Raw genomic sequence first — 14,741 nt, forward strand, 5'->3', positions numbered from 1 at the left:
CCCTCCAAATGTGTTTACTTTTCTTATTCAATTATTTCGTGCCGTCAAAGAAATCCAGCTCGGAGAGATCATTTTCGAAGGCAAAAAAGCGTTTGGGACCCAGATGCAACAATTCATCTCGACGGGTAATCGGGACTACATAAAAGCCCCATCGGCTATCCCCGACAAAAACAAAATATTTCGTTTCCTCATTGCGGATGGAGTCCGTATCATCTTGCGGGATATCCCGCCCATACAACACGGCAATTTCCTCATACGGCATGGGTTCAAAAGCTTCTGGCCGACTACGATACACATGGCGCTGACGCAGCTTGCCACCGTCGGCCGTCAGGAAGAACTCCACCTCAGCCGCATGAGACGGCCGGGAAATAGAACCGCGTACCCGGTTGCTCTCCAAACTCGCAATCAGCTCCTTCTCGCGTCCCGTATGTGTCCATGCGCTGACCGTATACGGAATAGCCGGAATATGATTGGTAATGACAGGCTCAATCGTGCCCATTTTTTTAGCGTTCAGGTAACGGATAGCCCCGCGCAGACAGGCCATTTTCAACTCAGGTACCCGGCTGAGGTCCTCTGCCTTTTGACGAAACTCAATACTGCGCCCTGGTACAAATTCCTTGAGTGCTTCGCGAAATACGTCAATCCGGCAGGACTGCCCGGTTAGCTTGATAATCGAATAATCCTGCAAGCGCCCCTCCAGATAAAAATCATCCAGAAACTTGCGCACAATATTGTAGATGTCTGCCTTAAGAAGTTGCTGTATCTCCCGAATGTTAAACACCACATCAGGCAAACCATATTCATCACGAAACCGTCCGTTCTCGATGACTGAAACCAGCCAACGATCCATCACTGCAATGTTCAGGTCGCTTTCAGCAGATAATACCTGCTCGGATTCGAAGCGGCTGCGCAAGATCCCCGTACGTAGAAAAAATTCCTTTTTCATATTTTCTGCCGCGCTCCACAACAGATGAAAATTACTCAGTACCCGCTGATATTCATCCCGTGTAGCATGCTCATACTGTTTGAACGCGGTAGGCAAGATGGCCTCTGCCTCACGGTAGCGTTCCTCCAGTCCCGCATATACAGCATCTACACCAAACTCATCCACATGACGGTACAAATCTCCCGAAGGAATGCCGATCAGGGCATCAATATCGGTGTCAGGCAAACGAGTCTCGGCAGCATAATAACCTGCAAATACAATTTTCATAAACTGCATAATCCGATACGTCAGATTGTTGCCGCCAAAATTGGTATCCCCATTTTCATACGTTGTGTGAATATCCAGCTTGTAAGCAATACGTCCGTCCTCAATTCGGAATCGGCAGGAAGACAAATCTGTCGTGCCTCCACCACAATCAATGACAAGTGCCTGGTACTCCTCACCGTCCGCAAAAGTCCCTCGTTCCATCTGGTCTGCCAGCGTGTTGTACAGCACCGCCAGCCCTTCGTCCAACGCATCCTCCGCTTCAATCCGGTAATCAGGCAAAATATCGCTAAACATCTCTATAAATTGGGGCTGCAGCTTGACCGGAGCAGAAAAGTGCAGATTGCGGAACCGACACTTAAATTGCTGCTCGGCTGTAGCAATCACATAACGGATAAAAGCAGCTAAAATATCGCTGCGGGAGGCAGTTGCTGTATTCCCCTCGGAATCCATTAATTCCTCGATTCGCTTGTAGTCGTTGACCCACCGCTTGATTCCCCGTAATACTGTCGCACGGCTGCCTGCCACGTCAGATCCACGTAATGCATCCTCCCCAAATACATAAAGGATATGTTCCGGATTGGAGCAGTCTGCGACGCGAATAGCAGTCGGCAATACTTCGATCCAGTCGCCTTCTGCCCCTTCTGGGCCGGGGAATGACACATAATTGATGGCGTTCAGCCTTACTGTGCTGCTCATACCTGTATCAGGGGCCGTAACGTAGGAACTATCCAAATAAGCACCTGCTGTGGTGTTAGAGGTGCCAAAATCAATCGCAAGTACCGCATCTGTAGTTTCCGTGCCTCGAATGATCAGCTCTGCCACCGGAACCCGGTGACCTTGAAGCTTCAGCGGCAGCATCGGCTTATCTCCATAGTAGAGGTTATAAAAATATTCTGATTCCTGTCTTCGCAGAAATAGCAGGCTATAACTATGATTGGACGTCTCTCGCAGTTCAGCGTCGCGATGACGAGAAAGATAATATACGCCTGTTCGTCCCTCATCCTTCACCAAATTCAAAACACCGCACAGTTCTCCTGTCGCATTCACCAGCAGCACATTAGATGAGCTCAGCCAGGGCAAATCGGATTCGATCCGGTAGTTGTCCATGCGACCTGTGCGTACACCCTGATACAGCGTGATTTTAGCGGGAACCCGGATACCGCTGCTCTCCTGCCGACGGTCGTTCCAGTTTCGCTGTAGAGCCGATTCCATGCGTTCAAAACCGCCAGGGTTCGGCCTTGTGATGAGTAAATGCTCTTCCGCGCTCCGAAATCGCAAAATCACGCGAATCAATTCTTCACGCGCCAAGCGATTGGCAAAGCCCTCGACCAGTCGTTCCTTATCGCATATTCCGCGTAACTGAAAGGTCGTCATTTGTTCCAATTCCGCCCGCGTGTATTTCGCCGTGAAGCGTATGCTTTTTCGATCGGTGAGCGGGTCTAGCAACCTGTATGTATAGGGTCCGTTCATCGTTCACATGTCCTTTCTTAGCCATTTAGCCTTAATAGAGGGCGATAGCGTCTATTTTCATCGTAGGATCTTCCTCTAAAATGCCGAAATGACTTGTCCAATACAATTCCGTCGTAAAACGTGCCGGAAGAAACAAATCCAGAATCAAATCCACTTTAATCCGTGACAACGGTGTCTCCTCTTGGCCGATATAGATGAGCAGTTCGTCTTTTTCCTCACAATTGGTGTAAATGATTGAGCGATGAAAGACGCGCCGCATCGTTTCTTTTAGCAGATGTACGGCTTCTCCCGTCTCATACAGGCGCAGCAGTCCTTCAGCAATCGCGTCCTGATCCTCACGGTTTAATTGTCCAAAGCCTTCCTTTACCTTCGGGCCAAAAATGCCCTCTGCAATATCACGCCGAACAAACCGGATATGGTACTCCCGCCGATTCATCCCTTGATACAAGTCCATTTCCGCCAGAAAATGCATCATAATATCAAATAGCGATTCTCTCAGCTCCAGATACTCTTCAGCATCCGGTGGAAACAGATCCCGAAATATAGAATAAAAGCGGTAGTACGGATTTATTTCCACTACCTGCTCCAAATGGGAAGTATTCAACTCTGCCAGACTAAGCTCCATATACGGAGAGTAGCTGACAGCGGGTACGAAGCGGAATTTATCTACATCCAGCCCCTGTTCCCTCGCGCGCATGAGCAAATCCCAGACGTAATTCACACCCATTCTCCTTCACACTTGTACTCCGGAAAATACATCTGCACTTCCGATACCAGAAAGCTCATTAAATCGGATAAAATATAAGCAGGCGCGGTGGGCAAAACATCGTCAGAACCACGCCTGAACCCCAAACGCATGATCTGCTTGCCTTCCTCTGTCCGTACGTTATCGCTGACAAACGGATTTAATGGATACGTCTGGGTTTTGGTTAACAGGTTGCTTACATCATTTCTCCCTGCACCTCCCCAGATGTCCACACGTTCCAGCTCCAGCCCCTGCGCTGCTTCAAACGAGTTTACGATGCGCATGATTTCCGCTTTGGCACGGACAATCACGGCCTGTTTTCCTGCATAGCGGCCCAAAAAGCTGTCCTGTCGCCGATTGGACAATAACGGATAAGTCTGACGACTAAGTCTCGTTGTAACAGGCTTCGTAACCTTCAACACATTCCATTCGCCAGACTTATCACGTGGTGTGACAATCGTCAGTTCCTCTTCTGTACGCTTGATATACCGGATATCACCTTCAGTCCCGTCAATCAAATAACCATGCTCAGGACCTGTTTTTCGCAAAGGCAGCACATGCTCATAATTCACACGATCCATAGCGGGTATAGGAAAACCGCTGTTCTTTAGAGATAGCCTTTCAATGTTCCAAAGAGGAAAAACGTCGCCCTTCTTAAAAACATCGAATTCCTCCAATGAAATTGTAATTTCATGAATTTCTTCATGGGCAGCCGGCTCGCCGTCTCCACCAATCAATACACAGTCCACAAACTTATAAGCGTATGGGTGATTAATTGTTTTCCACGGCATGCCATTTTGCATAAAGGTATGATATAACTGCTCAATCTCCAAAATATAAGAACGGTTATGCTCCAAACGAAAACGAATCGGATAATTGCCGGTTTCCGTGACCAACATTCCTGAGAAAATTCGCTTGCTGCGCACCAGCGCTGAGATTCGTTCGGTCTCCATCTCAAGAAAAAGCGTAAACAGCGGCATCGCACCGCCTTCGCGTACCACCTCTGCCACACGGCTGATGTCCATCTGCTTTTCTTCCGTATCAGACGGTAACACAGGATATAAAAATTCATGAATCGGGTCATAGTCCTCACGCGATGTCAATGACACGTACACATCAATCTTTTCTTCCGTATTCTCAATTTCCTCAAATACCCGCCGTTCTAGCTGGCGGGTCATTTCTTCCTGATATTCGACGAGGTTCATAAATACCCCCGCCATCATATTTTTCAGTAAACGTCTCTGCTCTAAATCGTCCATCTTGCTCAAACGGTCTTGTACCAGCTCTTTCACGACGTCTCACTCCTTTCCGGCTCCAGCTTCATTGAACATGAAAAACTTAACTTCCGTTCGCAGCAGCCCGATCTTGGTTCTCTGAATCAGACGCCCCTGCTGCTTTAGAAGCAGAATCAGCAGTTCCTTGCTCTTTGTTGGTATCCACCTTGGCCGAAGGGGCAGTTCCATCGCCTGTGCTCATGCTCTTTGCAGCCGAAGAGGCTTCCTTCTTCGCAGGTGTAGTTCCCGCTGAAGCCGTTGGCGCAGCCTTCGTTTGCGATTCTGCAGCAGGGATTGCAGCAGCGGAAGATGAAGCTCCACCCGCTGCGTCCCCTGCGTCCGTGTCGTTCAACGCTCCGTCAGACAATCCCAATGCAGCAGGAAGCTGACCGTTTTTCTGCTGCTCCGCGCTCTGCTTTTCTTCCGCCTTGGCTATGCTCCGCTCCAATGCCAGAACACTTTCGAGCTTATCGATCTCCTGATAAATTTCCTGTGCCCCGCTATAGGCATCAATGGCCCCTTCATAATCGAGATCCTTCATCATCCGATCCCCTTTGGCCTGAAGTTTTCCAGCTTGAATCTCCTTGAGCTGCTGCTGAATAGCTGTCAATTTATCGTTGGCCTCGGTAATTTTCTTCTCCAGTTCTTTTTGCGCGGACGTATAACCGGATTCCATCGCAGCCTTGTTTGCTTTCTTGTATAGCTTAAGCGCATTCGTGTAATCGCCGCCCTGAAATTTTAAATCTCCGTCCTTCATCCAGCTCGCTGTCTCGGTATAGCTGTCCAATTGATCGATTTTATGCTCAATATCCTTCACATTAAACGGTGGATATAGCCCGGCGCTTTTCCGTGCTTTCTCGTAACTGGCTTCAGCTTTGGTAAAGTCCGCCTTTTCCACGTAGCCGTCTCCGTCCACCAGCAATTGAGATAGTTTCTGTTCGGCTGTATACAGTCGCTTATGAATCTTATCGTTAATTTTAACCGCCGCGTTTTTCGCTTCGCTGTAGGACTTAAGCGCCTTCGCATAATCTCCTGTCCTTGCATAATCGTCTGCGGCTTGGGCTGATTCGATCATCGTTTCCAGTGCAGCTGCCTTATTCGCAGCCATACGAGCCAGCGTAATCCATGCTCCCCCGCCCACAACAATAAAGACAAGCAACGCAATCAAAATCCGTTTGATCAGCTTACGGCGGTTTTTAGGCTTTTCCTGAAAAACTTTATTTACATAAATGGCCGCTGCCGTGTAATTATTCACCGTCCGGTGCTGTTTGCTTAGCAGAACCTCTTCCAATGTATCCGTCAGCATGACCGGGTCCTTCGCTTCCTCTAGTGCTCCCAGCATTTCCGCCAACTCGACGTCCTCCCACATCCCTGACGTAGCGAGCAGGATTACATCTCCATCTGCAAGCTGCGTCTTTTTGGCGTAATGGGCATGAACTCCATTGGGATTTCCCAAGTATTCCAGCAGATTGCCTCGTTCCTCATGTGTGCTGGTCGCTTCGTCTGGAATGCGTCCATCATCTGCCAATGACTGAGCCAGGCTATGATCCTTACTGCGAAAATTAAGCCTTCCATTGCGAAAATGATATAGTCGCACATTACCGCACGAAACATACACCATTTTGTTGTAGTTGGTCACTACCATCAGCAGACTGGCTTTGAGCCGAACACGACGGCTTTCAAATTGCAGCCAATCCTGCGCTTCACGCAGATCTCTCATCAAGCGCCGTTTGGACATGGAAGGCTTCTCCATGAAGTTTTCCAGCACCGTTTTGACAACCATTTCTGCGCTGCGCAGCTCCTGATCCGAATCCAGACCGTCTGCGAGGACATAACAGGCCATGTCGTCCGTCTCCATGAATGCAAAATAGTCCCGGTTGTCTATGTAAGAGCCCGCTTCCGACACAAAGGCGGTACTAAAATCGCTGTTGTCCTTGCGCATCGCTACCCCCGTCTTTCTTGTTTCATCCTATCGCCAAAATAAGTACTGTTGCATTATCCTGACTTTTAAAGCCCTTATCATTAATGGCGTCGATCATGGCATCCGCTGTTTCCTGTGGTGTTCCACCCTTGCGCATAATCTCTTCCAGTTCAATCTCCGTCAGCGCCTCCTGAATGCCATCGCTGCACAGCAGCACATGATCGCCCGAATACAGACGAATCGGTGCACTACCCAGCTCCATGCTCTCAAAGCCCTCATAGCCCAAGTAGTTGACCAGTTGATTACGCACTGGACTCGTTTTGGCTTCCTCCGAGGTCATTTGTCCAGCAAGCACTCGTTCCTCCAGCAGTGTTTCCGCTGTATGCTTGGAATTGACTGTTTGGAAATGACCATTACGGTAAATCGTAATCAGGCTGTCGCCCACCGCTCCGTAATACAGCTGATAACCGCACACAATGACCGCAGCCAGCGTCGTTCCTCCGCCCTGTCCATTCAAATTTTGCAAAATGCCGCGATTGCTTTGAGTTGCCGCCTCTGCAAAATATCCGTTCAAATTCGTTGCATCTTCCAGCTTGGCAAACGCCTTCGTAAAAGTCGTCACAGCCAAGGTACTGGACATACGTCCATTGGCCAGTCCGCTAATACCGTCTGCGACAACAGCCAGCGTACCGACAGGTGTCGTCATACTGGAGAAATAATCATCCTGCTCGCTCCGGCTCCCGATCGTTTGACCATTTCCGATCTCAATTCCACTCACGGTACGGCTGCCGGAAATTCGCGTCAGTCGTATACGGATCATGAGCAGAACAGCGAATAGTACCGCAGCTCCACTTACAACAAAATAAGGCTGCATATCGTTACCTCCCTGCACCATTGCCCAATTCCGTCCTAGTTTTCGTTATCCCACTCAAAATGGGCGCCACACAGCGGGATAAAGATAAATTTGCTGTGTCCCAGCTGAATCACGTCATAGGCAGCCAGCTCTGCTGGTGAATATACCGCCTCGTTATTGTGGTACGCCAAACCTGATGAATCGCCTGGCAGCAAGTAAAAGTTACGTTTCTTCGGATCATAAACAATAACCGCATGATTTCTGCGGGAAATCGTGTTGTCCCCGATAATGCGGACATGCATTTCCTCTGCGCGCCCGATAAAGTTTTTCTCCGCCATAATGCGATAGTCCTGACCCACCTGTGCTCCTTCGATACATACCAGCCATCCAGTTACCGGATGAATGCCCACCGTCTCACCCAAATACGGCATTGTTTTGTCATTATCTCCTGCGACGTTTGTTTTCGCCGCTGGCTCCGCGCTCTTGGGTGCAGCTATATTTACTACCGTGTTGCAATAAGGACACGTATTTCCGTGCTTTCGTGTACTGAACATGTGTCCGTTCGGGCATCTTGTCAAACTCATAGTCGGTTCCTTCCCCCATTGTCATAATTGTCTTTTCAGCGATCTAAGGATTTTGCAGCATCCTCATCTATTTAACGAGCAGTCTCGTATTGGCAATATATAATAAGTCACCTGAGTAAATCCGGTATGGCTCACCGCTTTCCAACTTCTTGGTTACACTTTCGTTGGCAGACCGCAAGCCTGTACCATTACCGGAATCCACATCCTCCACAAACCAGTCGCTGTTCACCCGGTTAAGTACCGCATGCTCCACACTTACCAGGGAGGCATAGTCTGTACCTACCAAATCAATATCCGCCTCTGAACGTGACGTTGTTTTACCGATTAAGAGCGACGTTTCGCCTTCGATATACCATTCTTTAATGGACTCGCCCTCTTCATCAATCAACACCAGCTTGGCAATCCGATGACGTTGTGCCTTTGGCTTGGCCACGGGTACAACGGACACCAGATTGCGCAATATGTATACAAGCACGCCGATTCCAATACCTATCGCGACCACGGTTTTCAAACCGCTGTAGCCTGTACGATTAAACACATAAAAGGCGATCGCCAGCATCAGCCCGAACATGGCAACATCTATGATGAAAACCCATCTGTTCTGCGCCGTTTTCACTGCTTGCTTCCCCCATTTCTATCCTGAAATCATCACTTTTTACGAATACCGAAAAATTGGTTAAACATCGCTGAGGTATCCGTCGGATCACCGGTTTTTTTCGTTTTTTTCCCTGGTGAGCCCTCCTTCGTTTTCGGATGAAAACCAAAAAATTGCTCAAAATCAGTTCCTATATCAGCTGGATTGAATCCTTTGGCTGCCGTACGCGCACCGCCGGAGGATGCAGCCCCTCTGCCTCTCTCTCGCTGTTCCCCGCCAGCTCCCTCAGTTTTTCGGATGAGCTCGGCATCGTATGCCTGCCGCAATGCTTCGTCACGCAAGGTATTGTAAGCCTCGTGAATTAGCTTGAACTTGCGCGTTGCTTCCTCGCTTCCCTGGTTGGTATCAGGATGATACTTTTTGGCCAGTTTACGGTAAGCCTGCTTAATCTCTGCCTCCGAAGCATCCCGGCTGACACCGAGCAGCTCATAGTAGTTGGTCATTGTGTGATGTTCCCCTCTCCGAAAAAAATAAATATTAAGAGACCCGTAGGCCTCTTAATATTTATCCACCCTGCACTTGTGTGCCGGGTGAGTGTGTGTTTAAGCTGCACTTAACGTGAAGACGTTAAGCTTAAACCGGATATCCGCCGTCGATTGTAGCCAGCTCGGTTTTGTCTTTCTTTTGTTTGATGTAGAGTGTAAATGCACCTACACCTTCTGTGTCGCCGAAGTGCTCGTTGTAGTCTACAACGAAAGCATTCGGGAAGTGGATTTTACGCACAACTTGATCAGCTGCGATAACTTCCAGTGTTACTTTACGGTAGCTGTCTGCTTTTTCAGCAGGAACCAGAGACCACAGAGCCAGTTTCAGCGTGTCATCCGCGCTGTCACCATCTACTGCTGTGATGATTTTGCCGCTGATGCGCAGCGTGGAGCCTACGTCAGTGGAGCGTGCATTGGAATCGTCCGGTGTATCGGTGTCATAAATAACCGTTTGGATGTTATCCAAGCCCAGCTCGATTGTTTCTTGTCCTTCTACTTTCAATCTGAATCCCATGTGTGTTGCCTCCTTGAAATTAGGTAATATGATGGCGGGAGATGCAGAGCTTCTCCGCGATTTATGTATAAAGGCGGTTCTGGATAGAAACACCTCTAACATCTTTCGTAGTGCTCGGATCATGATTTGACCGAGCTGGTTCCCTTAGTGATCATGACTTCCAGGTTCTTCACATTACCGTTGAAGACCAGATCGATATGGCACATATTGCTTTTCTCATCAATAATGAAGCTCATATCGTCTCCGTCCTGAATGATCGAGTTAACAGATCCTCTGCTGCTCAGCCACTTGCTCTTCTGACTGCTCGGATTGTTACTGAAGAAGCGGACGATATTTTCGTGTTTGAAGTCCCCTGTCTGGTAGCGCAAAATACGTTCAATGTACGTGCTGACCAGCGTCTTGTAGATGGAGTCAAAACCGTCCTCGGACATCGCCATGCTTCTCGCCTTGTAGACGGTAATCCGGCGGATATCCTTATCCTGAATCTGAGCATTCTCCGACGAGAATACAAAGCCGAAGTTTTTACGGTTGATGGCATCCTTGATCGTGTTGGTGAAACCGGTGATTTCCTTGGCCATCGTCGTCACCGTGCGCAGACTGTTGTCTCCCGCTTCAATGTCGAAGCGTACGCCAGGGAAGTTCTTATTGACCGTTTTGAACGTCTCACGCAGGTATTCAGGACACTGATAGGAAGCGACCAAGCCGGCGGCAACATAGGCTGCACCCACATAAACGCCCTCGATCCACAGCTTGAGAATATCCTCTTTCTCCTTAGAGAGCTGTACACCGTCTTCGGTCTGTAGCATTTTGCTGTCGATAATGACCCCCGATTTGTCCTTCGGAATAATCGTAAAGTTCGGTACACAAGGAATGGCAAATTCGCTATATTCTCTGCGAACGAGACTGGCACATTTATCGACATATTTGTCGATACCTGCTGTCGCCATACTGTTGAAAGTCGTTTCTTCACCGGATTCAAAGTTAAAGAACATTTGAATTTTGTAATCCTTCACGACTTGCAGCAGCATCGAGAGCGATTCCATAGAATTTCCGCCCTGCTTAACGACCTTCTCGTTACCCTTGAAGCGTTCACGTGAAACTTTTACCTTACCGGCTGCTTCCAGCTCGACGGATGGAACGATACCGAACCAGATCGTGTCGCTGAATTCATTCTTAGCATTCACAGTGTTCAGGTATGTTTCCAGGCGCGGGATATTGCTGCTTTTCACCAGCATGTCCAGCTTGTTGTTCGCCACCAGCATTGTCGGCAGCATGCCTTTGCTCTTCGTTGCATATTGATCGAAGAACATTTTGACACCGAGAATTTTCTCCACAAGCGGCTTAACCGCCTTTACGAAATCGTCCTTGGCATTTTTATAGAACTCCAGATACGTGTTGTAGTTTTGAACTTCAACCGCTGTATCCACCTTGGTCTGAACTGCCGGCAGTGGCACAAACGTGCGAACCACCAAATCCTTGACATAGTCAGAAGGCGTATCTGTGATGGAGTTATAATCCTCTTCGAATACTTGGGAGAGATCGCCAGTGCTGTTCTCATCCAATAACATCAGCTCAGTACTGTCGCTCTTCGGCGCTTCAATAATTTTCAGTTCGCCGCTTTCCCCAATGGAGAGCATACCCACCTGAATCAGCTCGCCGGAGTTTTCCTCTTGGGCGCCACCGAGCAGAAGGCGGGTTTTGATGTCCTCAATTGCCAGTGGGAGCATAGCCATAACATTGTTATAGTTCTGACTCGCTTCCTCGAACATTCCATTCAGCTTGTCACCCATGTCGAGTTTCTTTGGATCGCCATCATCCAGCTTGTCGTATTCACCATACATATAGTGAATCTCTTTGCGGACTTGACGAATATCATCCATGACCTTTTTCGGTGAAATCATATCCAGCAGATTTTCAAATTTGAAATCTACATTTGTAATTCCTTGACTGCGCTTGGTATCGATGAGCGTAAACAACATTTTCAGAAAGTCATTACTTTGATTTACACGAATTTCAGAAATGCTATCCTCATCAATTCCCTCTGGCTTTTTAAGGGTGTAGACGACTTTTTGATTGGCCGCGTTAAAAAACGAATACACGGTTGGTGAAAACTTATCCAAAAATTCGTCAAAGCTGCGCACCAGAAGGTGCTGATTAATTTCCTTGATCTTTTCATCGCTCAAGCTGTCAATACCCTTCACATCACCTACAATGGTGATCAGGTCCAGCTTTTCCGGGTTAATCTCTTCAAAAAGCATTGTACGGTTGGTTTGATAAATGATTTCCATCGCTGTCGGCAAATGAATAAAGTATGAGTTATAGGTCCATTGCTCCATATACGGACACGGGATGTCCAATTTGAAACGGACGAATACTCATTTTTAGTTCTTTTGCCTCCTCCCCCCTACTTAACATTTAAATTCGTCAAAGGATTGAGCTTATACCACATTTACGGTACAGGCATGTAACCTCGAAAATCGGTCCGAAGCGTTATTCGGCTTTTAACGGCAAAGCATACAAATGAGATGTTTTTCAAATTCAAAAGTCAGATAACACAGAAATTTTAAATTTATGATTTCGTATTCCTAACTTCAATCCCAATTTTTGCCGTTGATACGAGAGCTATCATACAAAGTACCCTTCAGTTTTGTCAATTTCTGTAGTCTCAGATTGAAACAGGGCACTTTGACTCATTTTATGCGTGAATACGTAATTTTCATGATATGTTAGACCTGTTTCTTCAGGGAAATATTCACAAATGGAACCCAATTACCGATAGAAGTCCATTGGATATTTCTGATAAGCGTAAAAGAATCAAATTCATGGCTAATGTGAGGTTTATCAGCTGTTTTGATCCTTTATCCCTTATATCCCAAGGATTAGGAGAGTTGATCCCCCCATGTTGGTCTCGACGATGGAGGAGCTTATGTTCAGAATAAGGAAACTAGGGATTATTGTTTTCATGACTTTTGTACTATTTTTACAAATGGGCTTAAATGGGGTCATTTGCACTGTAAATCAGGCTAATGCAGCATCTTTGGGTGCTGTCCCGATCGAGGGTTATGATGCCGTTTTTGTATTGGATACCAGTTATTCCATGAGGGATACTGATCCTGAGGGCATTGCTGCCGAAGTCATCAATATGTTTATGGATTTGAGTGATGCAGACCGCACACGCGTAGGATTCGTTGCCTACAATCACAACGTGGTCGCCTCGAAACCACTGACTTCGATTGCCGTGGCAGCGCAAAAATCCCAAATCCAGCAGGATATCAGAACGCTAAACCGTTCCGGTTATACGGATTTGGGACTTGGGTTGCGCAAAGGCTCGGAGCTACTAGCGGCAGGAGCATCCCAAGGGCGTCAGCCTTTTATGATTCTATTGTCAGATGGAGAGACTGATTTTGGTGCCTCCTCTGGTTCCCGATCTAAAGGTGACTCCAATAACGATGTGTCCTCTGTCATCAAATCTGCACAGACCAAGGGATATCCGGTGTACACGATTGGTCTGAACCATGATGGCACAGTGAACCGACAAGAACTCGAACGGATCGCTTCTCAAACGGGTGGAGCTTCTTTTATTACGAGTAGTGCCGAGGATCTGCCGGAAATTCTGAACCGTATTTTCGCCAGTCAAATTCGCTCCAAGCTCGTTCCAATTGCTGCAATTACGACCACTGGCGAGATGCAAGAATTAACTGTAACTCTACCTGATTCTAGTATGGAGGAAGCCAATCTGGTGCTTTTGTCGGAGCATCCCCTTCTGGAAACACAGCTATATTCCAATTCAGAAAATGTCCGCAGGTACAAGTCGAGCCGATATGCGATTTTAAAAATCGAGCATCCACAGGCAGGTAAAGTGAAGTTGAAACTACGGGGCATACGCGGGGATTTGGTAAAAATTAATTTACTTGGCAGCTATCGACTGGAAGCCGAAGCTACCATGGGAGGAAAGCAAGCAACGGCAACTCATGGCGACAAGCCTGTGCAGTTGCTGAAGGGTCAAGCCACACCGTTTCAAGCTCAGCTCCTGTTACCCAACAGTCAAAAGCTTACGGATGAAGCCGTATATACGTCTCTCCAAGCCCATATTATAGTTACTCCAAAGGGGGGCACAGCCAAAAAGGTGCCTATGACCTATAAGTCAGGAGCCTTCCATACCGAATATGCGTTCCCTCAAACCGGGGATTATACATGGCAGCTATCCCTGGATAGTCCGCAATGGTACCGTAAGGGAACTGTACATAAAGTTCACGCGGCCAATGCAGCGCCACAAGTCTTGAAAGACCTGACGATTCGCCTGGTAAAAGAAGACGACGATTCCCGTCGAAGTTTATCGGATTTTATCATTGACCCGAATCATGACAAGCTGAACTATAAGCTGGATTCAGAAGCCTCTGGGGATGCGGTCCATGCTGAGATTAACGGTAATGATCTGCTGCTATCCGAGCTCCACACAGGTGACACTCAGCTAAAGATTACCGCTACCGATCCGGAAGGCGCATCCAGCAGCGCTACACTAACCGTTTCCGTACAATCCCGGTATACAGCCATTAAATGGACGGTAGCCATCAGTGTCGTGGTAGCCGCTTTTCTGTATTGGTTCTTGCGGCCGAAGCCACAGTTTGCCGGAAGAATCGAAGGATATTTTCTCGCTACAGCAAGTGGACAGGAGATTCCGGTAAAATCTTGGCCGCTCACCTCCTTTCCGGGTCGTAAGGTCAGCTTACAGGAGTTGTTCCGTACGCTTGACGTTCACGAACCGTTGCCAGAAGCGGAACGGATTCTATTTTCCGCAGGAAAAAAAGGGAGCCTAATCGTGAAACATGATACACGCTGTGCCTTACAGCATGGAAAGATCAGATTAGCCCGCAACAAAAAAGCGGTCATGGAGTACAGCGACAAACTGTACATTACATTCGAGGATGGTGTGACTGAAATCGAGCTGCGATACAAAGCGATTAAACCGAATACTTCAGTGTACACCGACCATATCCAAGCTCCGACAGGATAATGTCCGTCACAAC

General features: G+C 47.8%; 11 protein-coding genes. 1 reads left to right on the top strand and 10 read right to left on the bottom strand.

Annotation, left to right across the window (positions count from 1 at the left end; translation table 11 throughout):
• Nucleotides 1-31: 31 nt before the first annotated feature.
• The 10 genes from BM358_RS19670 to BM358_RS19715 all read right to left on the bottom strand — a co-directional run bounded on the left by BM358_RS19670 (nucleotide 32) and on the right by BM358_RS19715 (nucleotide 12,002).
• The gene (locus tag BM358_RS19670; RefSeq protein WP_028542473.1) at nucleotides 32-2,683 is read right to left on the bottom strand and encodes an Hsp70 family protein; all 2,652 of its coding nucleotides are present in this window, start codon (nucleotides 2,681-2,683) and stop codon (nucleotides 32-34) included.
• A gap of 31 nt (nucleotides 2,684-2,714) precedes the next feature.
• Nucleotides 2,715-3,404 carry a hypothetical protein gene (locus tag BM358_RS19675; RefSeq protein ID WP_028542472.1) on the bottom strand — a complete coding sequence of 230 codons (690 nt, stop codon included), beginning with the start codon at nucleotides 3,402-3,404 and terminating at the stop codon, nucleotides 2,715-2,717.
• Complete coding sequence (locus BM358_RS19680) at nucleotides 3,401-4,720, bottom strand: hypothetical protein (RefSeq protein WP_023989854.1); 1,320 nt, start codon at nucleotides 4,718-4,720, stop codon at nucleotides 3,401-3,403. Before BM358_RS19680 ends, BM358_RS19675 begins: the two co-directional genes overlap by 4 nt.
• 46 nt (nucleotides 4,721-4,766) lie before the next feature.
• Nucleotides 4,767-6,644 (bottom strand): serine/threonine protein phosphatase, encoded by a 1,878-nt coding sequence (locus BM358_RS19685; protein ID WP_028542471.1) that lies wholly within the window; start codon nucleotides 6,642-6,644, stop codon nucleotides 4,767-4,769.
• Between the two features lie 22 nt (nucleotides 6,645-6,666).
• Nucleotides 6,667-7,497 carry a PP2C family protein-serine/threonine phosphatase gene (locus BM358_RS19690; RefSeq protein ID WP_023989856.1) on the bottom strand — a complete coding sequence of 277 codons (831 nt, stop codon included), beginning with the start codon at nucleotides 7,495-7,497 and terminating at the stop codon, nucleotides 6,667-6,669.
• Between the two features lie 35 nt (nucleotides 7,498-7,532).
• Nucleotides 7,533-8,060: an FHA domain-containing protein gene (locus tag BM358_RS19695; protein ID WP_028542470.1), complete on the bottom strand. Its 528-nt coding sequence runs from the start codon at nucleotides 8,058-8,060 to the stop codon at nucleotides 7,533-7,535.
• Between the two features lie 67 nt (nucleotides 8,061-8,127).
• Nucleotides 8,128-8,676: an FHA domain-containing protein gene (locus BM358_RS19700; protein WP_028542469.1), complete on the bottom strand. Its 549-nt coding sequence runs from the start codon at nucleotides 8,674-8,676 to the stop codon at nucleotides 8,128-8,130.
• 32 nt (nucleotides 8,677-8,708) lie between these two features.
• Nucleotides 8,709-9,158 (bottom strand): J domain-containing protein, encoded by a 450-nt coding sequence (locus tag BM358_RS19705; protein WP_023989859.1) that lies wholly within the window; start codon nucleotides 9,156-9,158, stop codon nucleotides 8,709-8,711.
• Nucleotides 9,159-9,288: 130 nt separating this feature from the next.
• Nucleotides 9,289-9,714: a hypothetical protein gene (locus BM358_RS19710; protein WP_013311475.1), complete on the bottom strand. Its 426-nt coding sequence runs from the start codon at nucleotides 9,712-9,714 to the stop codon at nucleotides 9,289-9,291.
• A 119-nt stretch (nucleotides 9,715-9,833) separates the two neighbouring features.
• Nucleotides 9,834-12,002, bottom strand: coding sequence for a hypothetical protein (locus tag BM358_RS19715; RefSeq protein WP_023989860.1), 2,169 nt, complete (start codon nucleotides 12,000-12,002; stop codon nucleotides 9,834-9,836).
• A gap of 638 nt (nucleotides 12,003-12,640) precedes the next feature.
• On the opposite strand from BM358_RS19715, the gene BM358_RS19720 reads away from it, so the two are divergent.
• Nucleotides 12,641-14,728: a vWA domain-containing protein gene (locus tag BM358_RS19720; RefSeq protein ID WP_028542468.1), complete on the top strand. Its 2,088-nt coding sequence runs from the start codon at nucleotides 12,641-12,643 to the stop codon at nucleotides 14,726-14,728.
• The last annotated feature ends 13 nt before the right edge of the window (nucleotides 14,729-14,741 follow it).

Source organism: Paenibacillus sp. cl130 (assembly GCF_900116035.1).
Lineage (GTDB): Bacteria > Bacillota > Bacilli > Paenibacillales > Paenibacillaceae > Paenibacillus > Paenibacillus polymyxa_B.